Below are 18,549 nucleotides of genomic sequence, written 5' to 3'. Positions count from 1 at the left end.
GATCGGATCCAGCAGGCGCAGGTAGGCCAGCAGGCGGTCGTCGTCCCAGGCCATCAAGTGGCAGGTATCGCCTTCAAGGTCGCGGCCGTCCACTTCCTGGTAGGGGCATTTCTGTTCCACGACAAAGACTTCGGTGCGCAGTTGCAAGATGGCGTACAACTGTTCCTTGCCCAGATCGGTGTGATGCTTGCAGACCCATTCGATGGCCATTTTCATATCCTGTAGAAAGTGCTGCGCGAAATACTAAGCACATCGCCGCGGGATGTCTTGTCGAGCATTACCAAGAGCCTGTTTCTGTGAGATAGGTCAAAATGCCACCATTGTTGTTACTGGCATTTGTCTTCTTTGTGTAATCTGTTTTCAGCTCCTGTACAGCGGTTTTGATGAGCTAATGTTAGGAGCTGGGCTGCCCTGTCGAATGCCGCTGGGGGCCCTCGAGTGTGGGCTGGAAAGCGCTGGGCCCTGTGCCCGCTAAGGATCTTTTAGCATGCTGCGATTGCATCGAGCTTTGGCTTTGATCGGATTGCTGTTGCTGGGCCAGAGCGCTTCTGCAGAGAAGCTGCGCCTGGTCGCGGACGCCTGGCCCCCCTTTACCGACGCAACCCTGGTCAATGGCGGGGTGGCCACCGATATCGTCAGCACTGCCCTGTCCCGTGCCGGTTATGCCAGCGAGTTCGAACAGGTGCCCTGGGCCCGGGCCCTGCTGGGGATTGGCGAGGGACGCTACGATGTGCTGGTCAATGCCTGGTACAACGATGAGCGCACCCGATTGGGGCAGTTTTCTTCGGAGTACATGCTCAACCGGGTGCGCTTCATCAAGCGCAAGGACGCCCCGCTGGAATACAGCAACCTCAAGCAACTGCACGATTACCCGGTAGCGGTGGTGCGTGGCTACGCCTACTCCCCTGAATTCGACAATGACCCGGATCTGCAGAAGGTGCCGGTGCACAACTTTGCGATGGCGGTGCGGATGCTGGCTGCGGATCGGGTCAAGCTGACCCTGGAAGACGAGTACGTCGCTCGCTACTACCTGGCCCGCGAGTCGCCGCGGGTACGCAATGCGGTTGAATTTCTGCCCAAGCCCCTGAGCGAGAACAGCCTGCACATCCTGGTGAGCCTGAAGAACCCCGAGCATGCGCAGATCGTTGCCAAGTTCGATCGGGAGATTGCCGCCATGAAGGCCGACGGCAGCTACGACCGCCTGTTGCGCCAGCACGGCATGTAGTCGAACAGGGGGGGCTGTCTGTAGGCGCTGGCTTGCCAGCGAAAGCGGCCCAGGACCTTGCATAAATCTTGTGGCCCCTTTCGCCGGCAAGCCGGCTCCTACGGTTTTGCGTCGTCGCTGGTGTCTTTGATCAGGTGCGCCGCCAGGGTTCGTAACGGGCCCAGCTGGCGGCAGATCAGCGCCAGCTGGGTCTGCACCAGGCGCTGGCCTTCGTCGATTTCATCCGGCATCTGCTCCAGTTCATTGGCCAGTGCTTCCTCGGCATCGCTCTGGATGGCGATCGGGGTCTTGTTGGCCAGGCCCTGGGCAATCTCGTCGATGCTCGCCGCCAGGCTGACCCCGGCGCCTTCGATCAAGTGCTCGCGAATCTCGTCCGGCAGCCGGGTTTCGCGGTGCGCGCCCAGGCCCGAGAGGTAGCTGAGCAAGGTGTGGGACAGCACCAGGAAGCGGAAGCCCACGTCCGCTTCCTTACGGAAATGCCCGGGTTCCATGAGCATGTTGGCCAGGGTGGTGGACAGCGCGGCGTCGGCATTGTGCGCGTTGCGCCGGGCCAGGCGGTAGGCCAGGTCGTCGCTCTTGCCGGCGGCGTACTGCTGCATGATCTGGCGCAGGTAGATGCTGTTGCAGGTCAGGGTGTTGGCCAGCACCTTGTTCAGGCGCCGACCCTGCCAGTCCGGCAGGAACAGGAACACCGCCAGCCCGGCGATCAGACTGCCCAGCAGGGTATCGAACAGCCGTGGCAGGAACAGCCCGTAGCCGTCGCCCACCTGGTTGAAGCAGAACAGCACCATCAGGGTGATGGCGGCCGTGGCCAGGGTGTAGCGGGTGGTGCGGTTGGTGAAGAACACCACCCCGGCGGCGATGGCGAACAGCGACTGCACCAAGGGGCTGGGGAACAGGTCGAACAGCGCCCAGGCGATGGTCAGGCCGATGGCGGTGCCGATGATCCGCTGGCCCAGCTTGCGCCGGGTGGCGCCGTAGTTGGGCTGACAGACGAACAGCGTGGTGAGGATGATCCAGTAGCCCTGGGAAGGGTGGATCAGATGCACCATGCCGTAGCCGATACTCAGCGCCAGGGGCAGGCGCAGTGCGTGGCGGAACAGCAGCGAGGTCGGCGTCAGCTGGGTGCGCAGGCGAGTCCAGACATCCTTGAGGTTGCGCGGCGAGCGGTCCAGCAGGCTGCTGTCGGTGGCATCGGCCAGGGCGTCGGGGTTGCTGGCGTCGCTGAGCAGTCGGTCGAGGGTGCCGAGGTTGGCCGCCAGGGCACGCAGCGAGCGCAGCAGGCCGCGCCAGGCCGGGTTGCTCTGGATGCGCAGGTGTTCCAGGGAGGCGTGCAGGTCACCCAGGGCTTGGGCAAAGCTGGCGTCATAGACGAACGGCTGGCGCAGCTGGATGGATTCCGCCAGGGCGCGACAGGCCTTGCCCTGCTGGCGCAACAGGCGCTGGCAGCGGAACAGCACGTCGCTGTGGAAGAAGGCGTCGGTCAGAGCGTTATAGGGGTAGTGGGACGAACTGGCACGCTCGTGGATGTCCTGGGCAAGGAAATACAGCTTCAGGTAGCGGCTGACTTTCGACCCCGGCCGGCCATTGCCCACCCGATGCAGGATGATCTCCTTGGCGGCGTTGAGGGCGGCCACGACCTTGCCATTTTGCTGGGCCAGTTCCAGGCGCCGGGCTTCCACATCCAGCTGGCGGATCGGCTCGAACAGGGATGACTTGAGCTTGAGGTAGAAACCCAGCTCGCGAAACAGCCGGGCCAGGCTCTGCTGCACCGGCTGGTTGGAAAACAGCGCCTGCCACAGCACCGAGAGCAGGCCATACCAGGCAGCGCCGGCCACCAGCAGCAGCGGCTCGTGCCAGAAGTCGATCACCGCGCCACCGCGCTGGTCGACGCCGATCATGGTGTAGACCGAGAGAATCAGGGTCGCCGAGGCGATGGCGCCGTAGCGCTCCCCCAGGGCCCCGAGCATGGTCAGGCCGAAGCTGGCCAGGGCCAGGGCAATGGCAAAGATCCAGGGGTAGGGGAACAACAGCTCCACCGACAGTGCGGCGATGCTGAAGCACACCAGGGTCACGGCCAGGGCGTTGAGCCGGCCTTGCCAGCTGTCGTCGGTTTCCGCCAGGGCGCTGGCGATGATGCCGAGGAACAGCGGAATCAGCAGGCCCATTTCATCCTGGTACCAGCACAGCGCCATGCTGCCGGTCAGGGCGATGAACACCCGCACGCTGTAGCTGAATTTATCCAGCGCCCAGAGACGGCGCAGGGACTGACGAAAAGAGGTCGATGACATGGAGTGGGACAGGCCTTCCGGGGCGATGCAGCTAAATTGAGCCAGTATTGACGACGGCGCAATGCCGCCGTCACATCCGATAGCAAATTCTGTTCCCACCCAGAAACTGGAGAAGCGAGGGCGCGTCCCTCGCTCCTATGTACGCATCAGGTTCAGACGTACTGCGCCGCCGCGTAACCCGAGGCCCAGGCCCACTGGAAGTTGAAACCGCCCAGGTGGCCGGTGACGTCCAGCACTTCACCGATGAAATACAGCCCCGGGCTTTTCAAGGACTCCATGGTCTTGGACGAGACCTCACGGGTGTCGACGCCGCCCAGGGTCACTTCCGCGGTGCGGTAGCCCTCGGTGCCCGCCGGTACCAACTGCCAGCTGCCGAGTTTTTGCGCGACGTCCGCCAGCTCAGTCGGGGTGTACTGCTTCATCGGTTTGGAGACGAACCAGTGGTCGGCCAGCAGGCCCGCCATCTTCTTGGTGAAGATCTCCCCCAAGAGGGTCTTGAGCTCGCTGTTGGGGCGCTCGGCCTGCTGCTGTTGCAGCCAGCCCAGGGCGTCGTGGTCTGGCAGCAGGTTGATCTCGATGCTGTCGCCGGGCTGCCAGTAGGAGGAAATCTGCAGGATCGCCGGGCCGCTGAGGCCGCGGTGAGTGAACAGGATGTTCTCGCGGAAACTCTGGTCGTTGCAGCTCACCAGGCAGTCCACCGAGGTGCCCGACAGTTCGCCGCACAGTTCCTTGAGCTGGTCGGTGATGGTGAAGGGCACCAGGCCGGCGCGGGTCGGCAACAGTTCATGGCCGAACTGCCTGGCCACCTGATAACCGAAACCGGTGGCGCCCAGGGTCGGGATCGACAGGCCTCCGGTGGCGATCACCAGGGACTGGCACTGCACCTGGCCCAGGGTGGTCTGCAGCAGATAGCCCGACTCCAGCTTCTCGATCTGCTGGATCGAGGTGTCCAGGCGCAGGTCCACGCCCACCTGATCGCACTCATCGAGCAGCATGCCGAGGATGTCGCTGGACTTGTTATCGCAGAACAGCTGGCCGAGTTTCTTCTCGTGGTAGGGCACACTGTGCTTGGCCACCAGGCCGATGAAGTCCCACTGGGTGTAGCGAGCCAGGGCCGACTTGCAGAAATGCGGGTTCTGCGAGAGGAAGTTGGCCGGTTCGGTGTACATGTTGGTGAAATTGCAGCGGCCACCGCCGGACATCAGGATCTTCTTGCCGGCCTTGTTGGCGTGGTCCAGCAGCAGCACCTGGCGGCCTCGGCCGGCCGCGGTCAGCGCGCACATCAGGCCGGCCGCGCCAGCGCCGATGATCACGACTTCGGTAGAACGCAAAACGTTGTCCTCTTGGTAGGTCGCTACAAAACAAACTGTGGGAGCGAGCTGGCTCGCTCCCACAGGGGATCTCCTTTGGATGGAAGATCAGTTACAAAACACGCACGCGCAGCGAACGGCCCTTGATCTTGCCGCTGTTCAAACGCTGCAGCGCCTGCATGACCACGGTGCGTTCAACCGCCACATACGACTGGAAGTCGAAGATCGCAATCTTGCCGACCTGGGCGCCCGGGATGCCGGCGTCGCCAGTCAGTGCACCGAGAATATCGCCCGGACGCACTTTGTCCTTGCGCCCGCCAGCGATGCACAGCGTGCTCATCGGTGGCTGCAGCGGGGCGCCGCCCTGGGACTTGAGGTTGTCGACCTGATCCCAGTTCAGCGGGGCTTTCTGCAGCTGTTCGATGGCTTGCGCGCGATGGGCTTCGGACGGTGCGACGAGGCTGACCGCGATACCTTTTTCGCCAGCGCGACCGGTACGGCCAACGCGGTGAATGTGGATTTCCGAATCGCGGGCCAGCTCGACGTTGATCACCATGTCCAGCGCATCGATGTCCAGGCCACGGGCGGCCACGTCGGTGGCGACCAGTACCGAAGTACTGCGGTTGGCGAACATCGCCAGCACCTGATCGCGGTCACGCTGTTCCAGATCGCCGTGCAGGCCGACGGCGGAAATGCCTTTGGAGGTCAGGTGATCGACGGTTTCCTGCACTTGCTGCTTGGTGAAGCAGAAAGCGACGCAGGAAGCCGGGCGGAAGTGGTGCAGGACTTTGGTCACTGCGCTCATGCGTTCTTCCGGGGAAATCTCGTAGAAACGCTGTTCGATCTGCGTGTCGTCGTGGAACGCTTCGGCTTTCACCGTCTGCGGATCACGCATGAATTTCGACGCCAGTTGCTTGATGCCCACCGGGTACGTGGCGGAGAACAGCAGGGTCTGCCGGCGCGACGGGGTCTGCTCGATGATGTCTTCGATAGCGTCGTAGAAACCCATGTCGAGCATGCGGTCGGCTTCGTCGAGGATCAGCGTGTTCAAGCCATCAAGCACCAGCGAACCCTTGCGCAGGTGTTGCTGGATACGCCCCGGGGTGCCGACGATGATGTGGGCGCCGTGTTCCAGGGAAGCGATCTGCGGGCCGAAGGAGACGCCGCCGCACAGGGTCAGGACCTTGATGTTGTCTTCGGCACGGGCCAGGCGCCGGATTTCCTTGGCCACCTGATCGGCCAGCTCGCGGGTCGGGCAGATCACCAGGGCCTGGCAGCCGAAGTAGCGCGGGTTGATCGGGTTCAGCAGGCCGATGCCGAAGGCCGCGGTCTTGCCGCTGCCGGTCTTGGCCTGGGCGATCAGGTCCATGCCCTTGAGGATCACCGGCAAGCTCTGCGCCTGGATCGGCGTCATCTGGGCATAACCGAGGGAGTCGAGGTTAGCCAGCATGGCGGCGGACAGGGGCAAAGTATTAAAAGCGGTGGCGATGGTGGTCACGGGACTGGCCTGCAAAACAAAATGTCGCGCAGTGTATCAGTCTCGCTCCCACAACCTGCAAATTCTGGACGAGCAACCGCGCAGGAGCGGTTTTGTGTAGGAGCTGGCTTGCCAGCGAAAGCGGCCGCGAGGCTGGCGCAGGGCTCAGGGACCTCTTCGCCGGCGAGCCGGCTCCTACGGGGGGAGGTGTGCGGGTCAATGCTCGATGTGCTGCTCTTGGACCTTGCGCGCTCGGCGGCCATCGGTGGGCGACAGCTGGAGGAAGATCGCCGCCGCCAGCATCGCCATGATCCCTACCGTGAGGAAGGTCAGCTGGAACGCGCCGAGTACGGTGTCGACTCCGTCATTGCCCACTTCAGCAGTAAAACCGCCCAGCAGCGCCCCGGCACATGCCACCCCCAGGCTCAGGGACAATTGCGCTACCACCGACAGCAGGCTGTTGCCGCTGCTGGCGGCGGCATCGTCGAGGTCGATCAGGGTCACGGTGTTCATCGCGGTGAACTGCAGCGAGTTGATCGCCCCCAGCACCGCCAGCATGCCCAGCAGCAACGGATAAGGCGTGTGCTCGCTGACCAGCCCCATGCTGGCCAGCATCAGCCCCAGGGCCAGGGTGTTGCCGGTGAGCACGATGCGGTAGCCCAGTCGCTCGATCAACGGCCGGGCAATGGACTTGGCCAGCATCGCCGCCGCTGCCAGAGGCAGCATGCTCATCCCGGCCTGGGAGGGGGAATAACCCAGGGCCACTTGCAACAGCAGGGGCACCAGAAAGGGCAGGGCGCCGCTGCCCAGGCGGGCGAACAGGTTGCCGAGGATGCCCACGGCAAAGGTCCGCACCTTGAACAGCGAAGGGGCGAACAGCGGGGTGTCGATATGCCCGGCCCGCAGCCAGTAGGCCGCCAGGCAGGCCAGGCCGCCAAACAGCAGCAACATCACCCGCAGGTGCGGCAGGTGCAGTTCACCCAGGCCTTCCATGGCGATGGTGATCAGCACCATCGCCGCGCCGAACAGCACAAAGCCCAGGCCATCGAAACGGGTGCGCTCGCTGCCCCGCAGATCGGGAATGAAGCGCCACACGGCATAGCAGCCAATGGCGCCCACCGGCAGGTTGATCAGGAAGATCCAGTGCCAGGTCAGGTACTGCACCATCCAGCCGCCCATGGTCGGGCCGATCAGCGGGCCCAGCAGCCCGGGAATGGTGATGAAGCCCATGATGCGCACCAGCTCGGAGCGCGGGTACGCCCGCAACACCACCAGCCGTCCCACCGGCAGCATCAGCGCGCCCCCAAGGCCCTGGATCACCCGGGCGCCGATCAGTTGGGACAGGGTGTTGGACATCGCGCACAGCAGGGAACCGATGCTGAACAGCAAGATGGCGCCGAAGAAGATCTTCTTGGTGCCGAAGCGGTCGGCGATCCAGCCTGACGCCGGGATCAGCAGGGCTACGGTGAGCATGTAGGCGATGATCACCCCCTGCATGCGCAGCGGGTCTTCGGCCAGGTCCTGGGCCATGGCCGGCAGCGCGGTGTTGAGGATGGTGCCGTCCAGGGACTGCATGAAGAAGGCGATGGCCACTACCCAGGGCACCCAGTGGGCGGTGGTAGCGTCGAGAGGCGGGCGTTCGGGCATGGGACCTCGATGTGAGTTCAGGTAGGAGCCGGCTGGCCGGCGAAGGGCGCGCTGCGTTCGGGCCGGGGCGTTGCGTCGTTCGCTGGCAAGCCAGCTCCTCAGTTCCTACAGGGTCAGGGTCAGGCGGCTGACCAGTGCTCCTGGCAAGTGCATCGAGGCAGTCTGGCGCTGGCCGTAGGTACTGGCTGAAAGCAGCAGTTCGCGCTGTTCGGTCAGGGCCTCCAGTTGCGAACCCAGCAGGCTGTAGACGCTGTCATCGAAACGCATGGTGCTCACCGGGGCCTGGATCTCGCCGTTCTCCACCCAGAAGGTGGCGAAGCGGGTCATGCCGGTCAGGCGCGCCGCCGGCAGGTCCGAGTAGTTCAAGTACCACAGGTTGCTGATGTACAGGCCGGTGCCCAGCTGCTTGAGGATGTCCTGCTGGGACAGTTGGCCCGCCGCCATGTTCAGTGCGCTGGGGTATTCGTCACTGCCGGCGCCGTTGCTGGTCAGGCCGTACTCGGCGGCGCTGCGGGAGTTGATCAACTGGGCATTGGCACTGCCCGCGGCGATCAGCGACAGGTCGCTGCGCGGGTAGCCCTCATCGGAAAACGCCGGGCTCAGGGAGCCGCTGACCTGTTCGTCCAGGGACACCAGGGGGCTCAGGGCGGCATTGCCCGCGTAGAGCTTCTGCAGCGGGCTGTGCTTGCTGGCAATGGACTGGGCCGAGAACCCGCCCCAGGCCAGCATGCCCATGATCTCCTCCAGGGCGGCCGGTGCCAGGTAGGCGCGGTATTGCCCCGGCGCCAGGGTGCGCAGTGGTCGACCGAGGAACTCCAGTTGCTGACGGGCCTGGTCGAAGCGCTGGGCGAAGGCTGCGTCGTCCCAGGCGTGTCCCGCGTAGCTGGCCTTCACTGCCTCGCCGTTTGCGTGGAACAGGCTGAAGTCGAAGTTGAAGCTGTTGGCCTGATGCCAGCCGAACGCGCCGCCGGAACTGGCAAAACCTCGGCTGATGGGGCCGGCGGCATAGATGCCCACCAGATCCAGGCCGGCCCCGGCGCGGCCGATTTGTGCCACCACCTGCTCGCTGCTGGGCAGCGGATGGTCCTGCACGTGATGGGATTGCCATTGGGCGTGATTGAGCATCAGGTACGGGTCCGCCGGCAGCAGCGGCAGGGTTTCCCGCAGCTGTTGCAGGGCTTCGACCAGGCGCTGACGGTCCACCTCGGGGTCGTTGCTCAAGGTGATGCTCAGGTCGGCGTGGCGTCCGTCGTCGATCAGCTTGAAATGCAGGCTGGCCTGCTGCACCTGCCCGGCCTGACGCACCTTGGCGTGGTTGAAGCGGATGAACTCCGAAGACTCCGCAGCGTAGCTCAGGGTGAACTGTTCCGATTCCCTGATCGCGTCCTGCAGCCACTGCACCCATGCCTTGAACTGCTCGGCCTGATTCATCGTCCTGGTCATCAGGCATCTCCTCCAAATACGTCAATCTTGCTGAACACGCAGGCCGGCGAAGCGTGGCCGACGCGGATCACCTGGTTGGGCTCGCCCTTGCCGCAGTTGGGTGTGCCCAGGACCTGGAAGGTGCTGCGGTCGCCGACGGCGCTGAGGTTGCGCCAGAACTGTGCGGAAATACCCCGGTAGTTGGGGTTCTTGACCACGCCTTTGAGCTCGCCGTTTTCGATCAGTTGGCCCCATTCGCAGCCGAACTGGAACTTGTTGCGGGCGTCGTCGATGGACCAGGAGCGGTTGGTGGACATCAGGATGCCGTGTTCGATCTGGCCGATCAGGCGTTCCAGGGGCTGGTCGCCGGGCTCGACGTTGAGGTTGGCCATGCGGTCTATGGGCGCGCGGTTCCAGCTGCTGGCGCGGCTGTTGGCAACGCCGTCGAGGCCACTGCGGTATTGCGACAGGGCGCTGCCCAGGGGGCGTACCAACAGCCCCTCGCGGATCAGGAACTGCTTGCTGGCGGCGGTGCCATCGTCGTCATGGCCGTAGCTGGCCAGCTCCTCGGGAATCTCCGGGTCGAAGGTCACGTTGAGCAGGGACGAGCCGTATTGCAGGCGGCCGAAGTCTTCCTGTTTGACGAAGCTGGTGCCGGCGTAGTTGCGCTCGTCGCCGAGGATACGGTCCAGTTCCAGGGGGTGGCCGATGGACTCGTGGATCTGCAGCATCATCTGGTCCGGCATCAGCAGCAGGTCCCGCTGGCCTTGCGGGGTGTTCGGCGCCAGCAGCAGTTGCAACGCCTGGTCGGCCACCCGTGGCGCCGCTCCCAGCAGGCCGCAACGGCTGATTACATCACCGGCGCCCTGCTGGCCGAAGTTCTCCCGGCCCAGGCTGCGGGTCTGGCTGTCGCTGCCGTCGTAGGCGGTGACATCCAGGCCCGGGTAGACGAAACGCTGAGCCTGGCGCAGCTCGGCGCCGGCGCTGTTGAGGTAGATCTGCTCGACCTGGGTCACGCCGATGCCCACCTGCCAGTTCACCAGGCGCTCGTCCTTGGGCACCGAGGCCGATTCATCGCCCAGCAGCTGATAGCAGTCGCTGAGGGACGGGAAGGGCTGGTCCAGATTGGGCGAAAGGTAGTCCGCACGGTGGCTGGACACCGGTTGCTCGCGCAGGTCCAGCAGGGCGTGGGCGGCAATCACCCGAGCCTGTTGTTCGGCACGGTCGAGGGCGGCTTGCAGGCCACCTTGCGACAGGTCGTTGGTGGCGGCGTAGGCTTCCACGCCGCGCACCCGCACGGTCAGCATCGCCCCTTCGTCACGGCCCAGGCTCGGTGGTTCGGCAACGTTCTTGCGCACTGACAGGTATTGGCCCGACTCGCGCACGTAGCGCAGGGAAAAGAATTCGGCGCCCGTGCGCAAGGCAGCGAAGCGCTGCTTGAGCTGGGGGTGAAAGTCGAACATGGAGGACCTCCTTGTGAGGCGCGATAGCGGGCCGGCGCGTTTCGCCAGCAAGCCGGCTCCTACAGGTTATAGGTGCCGATGGGCTCGGGGACGAAAGGGGATGTGCAAGTTGCAGAACTGTAGCCGCTGCCCAAGGCTGCGATCAAGGAGGTAGTTCTGGGGGATACGGAAGAGGGGAGAAAGGGCGCCGACCGTTGCGGTCGGCGCCCGTGCTGCTTACTGCGCGGTTGGAGTGATATCGCGCATCGGCTTGCCACGCACCGGGGCGTCGCCCGCTACGTAGTAGTCGGCCTTGCTGCGAGGCAGCGGCTGACGGCCACGGATCTTGTCGGCGATTTTCTCGGCCATCATGATGGTCGGCGCGTTGAGGTTACCGGTGGTGATGATCGGCATGATCGAGGCATCCACCACGCGCAGGCCTTGCATGCCGTGCACGCGACCCTGGCCATCCACTACTGCCATGTCGTCGGTGCCCATCTTGCACGAGCAGGATGGGTGGAAGGCGGTTTCGGCGTGCTCGCGGACAAACTTGTCCAGTTGCTCGTCGGTCTGCACCTCGATGCCCGGGCTGATTTCGCGACCGCGGAAGGCGTCCAGGGCCGGCTGTTGCATGATTTCACGGGTCAGGCGGATGCCGTCGCGGAATTCCTGCCAGTCCTGATCGGTGGCCATGTAGTTGAAGAGGATGCTTGGGTGCTGGCGCGGGTCCTTGGACTTGAGCTGCACGCGACCACGGCTCGGCGAGCGCATGGAACCCATGTGAGCCTGGAAGCCATGCTCTTTCACACCGTTGCTGCCGTTGTAGTTAATCGCCACCGGCAGGAAGTGGTACTGGATGTTCGGCCATTCGAACTCTTCACGCGTACGGATGAAACCGCCGGCCTCGAACTGGTTGCTGGCGCCGATGCCGGTGCCGTTGAACAGCCACTCTGCACCGATGGCCGGCTGGTTCCACCACAGCAGCGATGGGTACAGGGACACGGGCTGGGTACAGGCGTACTGCAGGTACAGCTCCAGGTGGTCCTGCAGGTTTTCACCCACGCCCGGCAGGTCGTGGACCACCGGGATGTCCAGGCCTTCCAGGAGGGCGCGCGGGCCGACGCCGGAGCGTTGCAGCAGTTGCGGCGAGGCGATGGCGCCGGAGCTGACGATGACTTCCTTGCGCGCACGGGCTTCCACGCGCTCCTCAGTGCTGCCTTGCAGGTAGCTCACGCCGACGGCGCGCTTGCCGTCAAAGAGGATCTTGTCGGTCAGGGCGTGAGTGACGATGGTCAGGGTCGAGCGCTTTTTAGCGGTGTCCAGATAGCCGCGAGCGGTGCTGGCGCGACGACCTTTAGGGGTGACGGTACGGTCCATCGGACCGAAGCCTTCCTGCTGGTAGCCGTTCAAGTCTTCGGTACGCGGGTAACCGGCTTGCACGCCAGCTTCGACCATGGCGTGGAACAGCGGGTTGTTGCCGGCCTTGGGCGTGGTCACGCTGACCGGGCCTTCGCCGCCGTGGTAGTCGTTGGGGCCGATGTCACGGGTTTCTGCTTTGCGGAAATACGGCAGGCAGTCCAGGTAGCTCCAGTCTTCCAGGCCTGGCAGCTTGGCCCAGCCGTCGTAGTCCATGGCGTTGCCGCGGATGTAGCACATGCCGTTGATCAGCGACGAACCGCCCAGGCCCTTGCCGCGACCGCACTCCATGCGACGACCGTTCATGTGTGGCTCTGGATCGGTCTCGTAGGCCCAGTTGTAGCGACGGCCTTGCAGTGGGAAGGCCAGTGCCGCCGGCATCTGGGTACGGAAGTCGAAACGATAGTCCGGGCCGCCGGCTTCCAGCAGCAGGACGGTGACGCCTTCGTCTTCAGTCAGACGGGTCGCCAGGGTGTTACCGGCAGAGCCGGCACCGATGATGATGTAATCGAATTCTTGGGCCATTGGAGCCTCCGTGGAGAGCTGCAAGCCTCAAGCTTCAAGCTGCAAGAGAAGGCAGCGAAGCGGGCTTGGCATTGAATGAGGAGCAGGCGGCAAGCCAGGCTGTTGCCCTGGCTTGCCGCTTGTAGCTGGCTGCTAGCGGCTGCTTAGAACACCGAGGCGTAGTCGCCCAGCTCGACCTGTACCGATTTGATGCGGGTGAAGTTGTTCAGCGAACTGATGCCGTTCTCACGGCCAACACCCGATTGCTTGTAGCCGCCAACCGGCATCTTGGCGTCGGATTCGCCCCAGGCGTTGATCCAGCAGATACCGGCTTCGAGCTGATGAATCACGCGGTGAGCGCGGTTCAGATCCTTGGTGACCAAGCCGGCAGCCAGACCGAAGTCGGTGTCGTTGGCGCGGCGGATCACTTCTTCTTCGGTCTCGTAAGTCAGGATCGCCATCACTGGGCCGAAGATTTCTTCACGGACGATGGTCATGTCGTCGGTGCAGTCGGTGAACACGGTCGGCGCGACGAACGCACCCTTGGCGAATTCGCCGTCGGTCAGGCGCTCGCCGCCGCACAGTACGCGGGCACCTTCTGCTTTGCCCTTGGCGATGTAGCCCAGCACGCTTTCCATGTGCGGGAAGCTCACCAGCGGACCGAAGTTGGTGTTTTCGTCTTCCGGGTTGCCGATGCGGATACGGGCAACGCGCTCGGCGATCTTGGCTTCGAAAGCGGCTTTCAGGTGGCTCGGCACGAACACGCGAGTACCGTTGGTGCAGACCTGACCGGAGCTGTAGAAGTTGGCCATCATCGCGGTGTCGGCGGCGCGATCCAGGTCGGCGTCGTCGAAGATGATCAGCGGCGACTTGCCGCCCAGTTCCATGGTCACGTCTTTGAGCGAAGAGCTGGAAGCGCTGGCCATGACCTTCTTGCCGGTGTCAGTGCCGCCGGTGAAGGAGACTTTCTCGATGCGCGGGTGCTCGGTCAGCCAGGTGCCGACTTCACGGCCGCTGCCGGTCAGAACGTTGAACACGCCGTTCGGCAGGCCGGCTTCGGTGTAGATCTCGGCCAGTTTCAGGGTGGTCAGCGAGGTGACTTCGCTCGGCTTGAAGATCATCGCGTTACCGGCGGCCAGGGCTGGAGCGGATTTCCACAGGGCGATCTGGATCGGGTAGTTCCAGGCGCCGATGCCGGCGACCACGCCCAGGGGCTCGCGACGGGTGTAGACGAAGGAGGTGGTGCGCAGCGGGATCTGCTCGCCTTCGATGGCCGGTACCAGGCCAGCGTAGTATTCCAGCACGTCGGCGCCGGTGACGATGTCCACGTACTTGGTTTCGGAGAAGGCTTTACCGGTGTCCAGGGTTTCCAGGGCAGCCAGTTCGTCGTTGCGCTCGCGGAGGATCTCCACGGCGCGACGCAGGATGCGCGAACGCTCCATGGCGGTCATGGCGGCCCAGATCTTCTGGCCTTTCTCGGCGCTGACCACGGCGCGTTCCACGTCTTCCTTGGTCGCACGCTGCACTTGTGCGAGAACTTCACCGTTGGCCGGGTTGATGGCATCGAAAGTGGCGTCGCTGCCGGCATCGGTGTAGCCGCCGTCGATGTAGAGTTTTTGCAGTTCGAAACGGGCCATAGTGTCCTCGCAAGTGCATTAAGTAGTGGGCTTGACCACCGGGCGTATCCCGAAGTTCAGGACACGTTGATCAGTGGCGGGTCAGGGGCCGAGCGTCTCTTTTGTGCTCTAGCGCTCCTGCTTAGCCAGTTGTAGATCCATGTATTCGTAAGCGATCCGTATCGCCTGGTCGGTGTCGAATTCATCACCCGACAAGGCACCACGCAGCCACAAACCGTCGATCAAAGCCGCCAGGCCGCGGGCTGCCTTACGCGCATGGTAGAGCGGCAGGGCACGGCGGAACTGGCAACACAGGTTGGAATACAAGCGGTGGTCGTTGATCCGCTGCAACCTGTGCAAATCGGGCTGGTGCATGCTGGAAGCCCAGAAGGCCAACCAGGTTTTCATTGCCGGGCCGTTCACCTGGCTGGCATCGAAGTTGCCCTCGATGATCACTTTCAGGTGAGCGCGCGGGCTGTCGTCCGTCAGGGCCTGGCGGCGTGCTCTGACGCCTTCGTTGAGCATGCTCATGATGTAACCCATCGTCGCTGCGATCAGGCCGTTCTTGTCCCGAAAGTAGTGACTGATGATGCCGTTCGAAACACCGGCCAAACGGGCGATCAGCGCAATGCTGGCGTCCCCCATTCCGACCTGATCGACGGCCTGTAGCGTGGCTTCGATCAATTGCTGGCGGCGTATGGGTTGCATACCGACCTTGGGCATCTGATACCTCTCCTTAGGCCTGTCGGCGGGCGTATTACGCCGGTCGACTTGTGGGCCAGTCTATTTTGTTTTGATTGAACGTTCAATCAACAAAGAATAAGATCTGCGACAAATCGTCGCTGCCTTAGGAGTTTCTCCTGCTCGCAGATGGCGGAAAAACGACCTTCGAAAATGCCCGAAACTTACATGCGGCATGGCGTGGACCGGCAAGAGAACGAACGTGTTGAAGGGGCAGGACGCTCCGGGATTCAGGCGATGAACTGCAGGTTCATCACTGGTCCCGGATGCGGTTGCGCAACGCGGCTTTTGCGGTTTCGGGTGTTTTCGGGGTGTCTTTATAACACCCGACGATCGGCTGCCAACTAACCGATTGGTCGGGTGCCGTGTTGCCTTGTGTCCTTCTCTCGCACTGCCCGGAGCATCTGCGCAATGAGTTCTGCCTCTCTTATAAAGACCCCACCGGAGAAGGTGCGGGTCAACGGTTGGGTGTTCTACACCTCCACCGCGTTGATCCTGTTGTTGACCGCCATTCTGATCATCGCCCCGCAAGAGGCCGGCCGACTGCTGGGCATTGCCCAGGCCTGGTTGTCCCGCAGCTTCGGCTGGTACTACATGGTGGTGATCGCTGCCTATCTGGTGTTCGTGGTGGGTCTGGCGTTCTCCTCCTACGGCAAGCTCAAGCTGGGGACCAAGCAAGACACCCCGGACTTCAGCTACGGTGCCTGGGCCGGGATGCTGTTCTCCTCGGGTATCGGCATCTCGCTTTTGTACTTCGGTGCTTCCGAGCCCCTGGACCACTACTTCAACCCGCCGGAAGGCGTACCCGGCAGTAACCTGGCCGCACGCCAGGCGCTGCAACTGACCTTCCTGCACTGGGGCCTGCATGGCTGGGCGATCTACGCCCTGGTGGGCCTGGCGGTGGCGTACTTCGCCTATCGCCACAACCAGCCGCTGGCGCTGCGTTCGGCGTTGTATCCGCTGGTGGGCGAGCGCTGGGTCAAGGGTGCGGCCGGTCACGCGGTGGACGGCTTCGGCATGTTCGTGACCCTGCTGGGCCTGGTGACCAACCTCGGGATTGGTTCGATGCAGGTGTCTTCCGGTCTGGAAAACCTGTTCGGCATGGAGCACAGCAACACCAACCTGCTGATCGTGATCATCGTCATGAGCACGGTGGCTACCATCGCCGCGGTGTCCGGTGTGGAAAACGGCATCCGCCGCCTGTCCAACCTGAACATCGTGCTGTTCAGCGGCCTGCTGATCTTCGTCCTGCTGTTCGGCCCGACCCTGCACCTGCTCAACGGCTTTGTGCAGAACATCGGCGACTACCTGAACGGCGTAGTGCTCAAGACCTTCGACCTCTATGTGTATGAAGGCGACAGCGCCAAGTCCGATCGCTGGCTGGGCCTGTGGACCCTGTTCTACTGGGCCTGGTGGATTTCCTGGGCGCCATTTGTGGGCATGTTCATTGCGCGTATTTCCCGTGGTCGTACCGTGCGTGAACTGGTGGCCGGCGTGCTGCTGATTCCCTTGGGCTTCACCCTGGCCTGGCTGTCGATCTTCGGCAACTCGGCTCTGGATCTGGTGGTCAACCAGGGAGCGGTGGAACTGGGCAAGACGGCGCTGGAACAGCCGTCCATGGCGATCTACCAGCTGCTTGAGCACTATCCGGCCTCGAAGATTGTCATCGGTGTATCGATCTTCGTCGGCTTCGTGCTGTTCCTGACCCCCGCAGACTCCGGTGCGGTGATGATGGCCAACCTGTCCTGCAAAGGCGGCAACGTCGACGAAGACGCCCCGCACTGGCTGCGGATCTTCTGGTCGGTGGTGATCACCCTGGTGACCATCGGCCTGCTGTTCGCCGGTAACTTCGAAGCGATGCAGACCATGGTGGTGCTGGCCGGCCTGCCGTTCTCGGTGGTGCTGATCTGCTTCATGTTCGGCTTGCACAAGGCCATGCGCCAGGACGTACAGATCGAGCAGGAGCAGGCGCAACTGGCCGAGCGTGGTCGTCGTGGCTTCAGCGAGCGCCTGAGCCAGCTGGACCTGCAACCGACCCAGTCGGTGGTGCAGCGCTACATGGACAAGCACGTCAGCCCGGCCCTGCAGGAAGCGGCTGCGCAACTGCGCAACCTGAGCCTGGAAGTGCAGACCAACCTGGGCAAGTCGAAGAACCTGCTGGGCCTGCGCGTGGAAATGGATGAAGGCAATCCCTTCGTCTATGAAGTGAGCCTGGACGGCTACCTGGCGACGCCGAGCGAATCGACCCAGCCGGAAGGGGCGGACAGTGAAGTGCGCAGTCGTTTCTACCGCGCCGAGGTGTACCTGCACAACGGCAGCCAGGAATACGACTTGATGGGCTTTACCCAGGAGCAGATCACCCGTGATGTGCTCGATCAGTTCGAAAGCCATCGGCAGCTCCTTGGCCGTGTCTATAGCTGAGTGAAGTCACGGGCCGCTCCCGAGGGGGCGGTTCCAGCCGCTGTAGGAGCCGGCTTGCCGGCGCAGGCGTCCTCAAGGGCGCTGCAAGGCTTCAGGGCCTGTTCGCTGGCAAGCCAGCTCCTACAGAAGGTGGTGGGTGGTCAAAGCAAAACGCCGCGATTGCTCGCGGCGTTTTTGTGTCTGCGGCTTAACCCAGGTTCTTGCCGAGCAGGGCGTGGTAGAGCTCGCTGTCGCCGAGAATCCCCACCACCTGCTGGTTGTCGTGGAGCACCAGTTTGTTGCCGGTCTGGTAACGGATCTGCAGAGCGTCGCGCATGCCGATGTTGGAGTCCACCAGGGTCGGGCGCCGGCCCAGCTCTTCCACCGCTTGCCCCGGAACCCAGTTCTGCAGGTCCATCTGCGAGCCGTTGCGCCGGGCACCCTTGATGGTGTTGCCCTCCGCCAGGTCGAGCCAGGAATCGCCGCCCGGGTCCAGGCACACCGAGCCGTTGACGCGTTTGCAGTTGTCCAGGCTGCGCATCAGGCTGCGACCGCAGAGCACGTTCAGCGGGTTGGTGTGGGCGACGAAGGTGCGCACATAGTCGTCCGCGGGATTGAGCACGATCTCTTCCGGCTTGCTGTACTGGATGATCCGCCCGTCTTTCATGATGGCGATGCGGCTGCCCAGCTTCAGGGCTTCGTCCAGGTCGTGGCTGACGAAGACGATGGTCTTGCTCAGCTTGCGTTGCAGTTCCAGCAACTCGTCCTGCAGGCCCTGGCGGATCAGCGGGTCGAGGGCCGAGAAGGGTTCGTCCATCAGCAGGATATCGGCGTCCATGGCCAGGGCGCGGGCCAGGCCCACACGCTGCTGCATGCCGCCGGACAGCTCGTCGGGCTTCTTGTTGCGCCACTGGGTCAGGCCCACCAGCTCAAGTTTCTCGTCCACCAGCTTGCGCCGCTCCTTCTCGGGGCGACCCTGCATCTCCAGGCCGAAGCTGATGTTTTCCCGCACCGTCAGCCAGGGCATCAGGGCGAACTTCTGGAACACCATGGCGATG

The 18,549-nt window shown here is 63.5% G+C and carries 13 protein-coding genes; 2 read left to right on the top strand and 11 right to left on the bottom strand.

Going from position 1 to position 18,549, the window contains the following annotated elements; genetic code table 11:
• On the bottom strand, positions 1-210 hold a 210-nt coding region (locus tag BLX41_RS35995; protein WP_473241685.1), incomplete at its 3' end, for a GNAT family protein.
• A gap of 277 nt (positions 211-487) precedes the next feature.
• On the opposite strand from BLX41_RS35995, the gene BLX41_RS22115 reads away from it, so the two are divergent.
• Entirely contained in the window at positions 488-1,225 is a 738-nt protein-coding gene (locus BLX41_RS22115; RefSeq protein WP_123726606.1) for a substrate-binding periplasmic protein, read from the top strand.
• Positions 1,226-1,323: 98 nt separating this feature from the next.
• Here the strand turns inward: BLX41_RS22115 and yccS are convergent, their stop codons facing one another.
• The 9 genes from yccS to betI form a co-directional block, all read right to left on the bottom strand.
• The gene (yccS, locus tag BLX41_RS22110; protein ID WP_123726605.1) at positions 1,324-3,516 is read right to left on the bottom strand and encodes a YccS family putative transporter; all 2,193 of its coding nucleotides are present in this window, start codon (positions 3,514-3,516) and stop codon (positions 1,324-1,326) included.
• A 152-nt stretch (positions 3,517-3,668) separates the two neighbouring features.
• Entirely contained in the window at positions 3,669-4,847 is a 1,179-nt protein-coding gene (locus BLX41_RS22105) for a BaiN/RdsA family NAD(P)/FAD-dependent oxidoreductase (protein WP_123726604.1), read from the bottom strand.
• Positions 4,848-4,938: 91 nt separating this feature from the next.
• Positions 4,939-6,276, bottom strand: a complete 1,338-nt coding sequence (gene dbpA / locus BLX41_RS22100; RefSeq protein WP_259745116.1) for an ATP-dependent RNA helicase DbpA — start codon at positions 6,274-6,276, stop codon at positions 4,939-4,941.
• A gap of 243 nt (positions 6,277-6,519) precedes the next feature.
• Entirely contained in the window at positions 6,520-7,950 is a 1,431-nt protein-coding gene (mdtD, locus tag BLX41_RS22090) for a multidrug transporter subunit MdtD (protein WP_123726602.1), read from the bottom strand.
• A 105-nt stretch (positions 7,951-8,055) separates the two neighbouring features.
• Positions 8,056-9,393: a TldD/PmbA family protein gene (locus BLX41_RS22085; protein WP_123726601.1), complete on the bottom strand. Its 1,338-nt coding sequence runs from the start codon at positions 9,391-9,393 to the stop codon at positions 8,056-8,058.
• Positions 9,393-10,835, bottom strand: a complete 1,443-nt coding sequence (locus BLX41_RS22080) for a TldD/PmbA family protein (RefSeq protein WP_123726600.1) — start codon at positions 10,833-10,835, stop codon at positions 9,393-9,395. The genes BLX41_RS22085 and BLX41_RS22080 overlap by 1 nt, the downstream gene beginning before the upstream one ends.
• Before the next feature lie 216 nt (positions 10,836-11,051).
• A complete protein-coding gene (gene betA, locus BLX41_RS22075; protein ID WP_123726599.1) occupies positions 11,052-12,755 on the bottom strand; it encodes a choline dehydrogenase in 1,704 nt (567 codons plus the stop codon).
• A 143-nt stretch (positions 12,756-12,898) separates the two neighbouring features.
• Positions 12,899-14,371, bottom strand: coding sequence for a betaine-aldehyde dehydrogenase (gene betB / locus BLX41_RS22070; RefSeq protein ID WP_123726598.1), 1,473 nt, complete (start codon positions 14,369-14,371; stop codon positions 12,899-12,901).
• Positions 14,372-14,479: 108 nt separating this feature from the next.
• Entirely contained in the window at positions 14,480-15,073 is a 594-nt protein-coding gene (betI, locus tag BLX41_RS22065; protein WP_123726597.1) for a transcriptional regulator BetI, read from the bottom strand.
• A 486-nt stretch (positions 15,074-15,559) separates the two neighbouring features.
• Here betI and BLX41_RS22055 point away from each other — a divergent pair, with 486 nt between their 5' ends.
• Complete coding sequence (locus BLX41_RS22055; protein ID WP_225368821.1) at positions 15,560-17,512, top strand: BCCT family transporter; 1,953 nt, start codon at positions 15,560-15,562, stop codon at positions 17,510-17,512.
• A 187-nt stretch (positions 17,513-17,699) separates the two neighbouring features.
• Here BLX41_RS22055 and BLX41_RS22050 read toward each other — a convergent pair.
• On the bottom strand, positions 17,700-18,549 hold an 850-nt coding region (locus tag BLX41_RS22050), incomplete at its 5' end, for an ATP-binding cassette domain-containing protein (protein WP_259745077.1).

It is taken from the genome of Pseudomonas protegens (assembly GCF_003732485.1).
GTDB lineage: Bacteria > Pseudomonadota > Gammaproteobacteria > Pseudomonadales > Pseudomonadaceae > Aquipseudomonas > Aquipseudomonas protegens_B.
The sequence above is the reverse complement of the archived record's forward strand: the minus strand, read 5'-3'. Positions and strand labels throughout refer to the sequence as shown.

What these genes read in the sequence shown, in the direction of transcription:
- BLX41_RS22115 (WP_123726606.1), top strand. Translation starts at nt 488, where the DNA reads ATGCTGCGATTGCATCGAGCTTTGGCTTTGATCGGATTGCTGTTGCTG.
- betA (WP_123726599.1), bottom strand. Translation starts at nt 12,755, where the DNA reads ATGGCCCAAGAATTCGATTACATCATCATCGGTGCCGGCTCTGCCGGT.
- dbpA (WP_259745116.1), bottom strand. Translation starts at nt 6,276, where the DNA reads ATGCTGGCTAACCTCGACTCCCTCGGTTATGCCCAGATGACGCCGATC.
- mdtD (WP_123726602.1), bottom strand. Translation starts at nt 7,950, where the DNA reads ATGCCCGAACGCCCGCCTCTCGACGCTACCACCGCCCACTGGGTGCCC.
- BLX41_RS22085 (WP_123726601.1), bottom strand. Translation starts at nt 9,393, where the DNA reads ATGACCAGGACGATGAATCAGGCCGAGCAGTTCAAGGCATGGGTGCAG.
- yccS (WP_123726605.1), bottom strand. Translation starts at nt 3,516, where the DNA reads ATGTCATCGACCTCTTTTCGTCAGTCCCTGCGCCGTCTCTGGGCGCTG.
- betB (WP_123726598.1), bottom strand. Translation starts at nt 14,371, where the DNA reads ATGGCCCGTTTCGAACTGCAAAAACTCTACATCGACGGCGGCTACACC.
- BLX41_RS22080 (WP_123726600.1), bottom strand. Translation starts at nt 10,835, where the DNA reads ATGTTCGACTTTCACCCCCAGCTCAAGCAGCGCTTCGCTGCCTTGCGC.
- betI (WP_123726597.1), bottom strand. Translation starts at nt 15,073, where the DNA reads ATGCCCAAGGTCGGTATGCAACCCATACGCCGCCAGCAATTGATCGAA.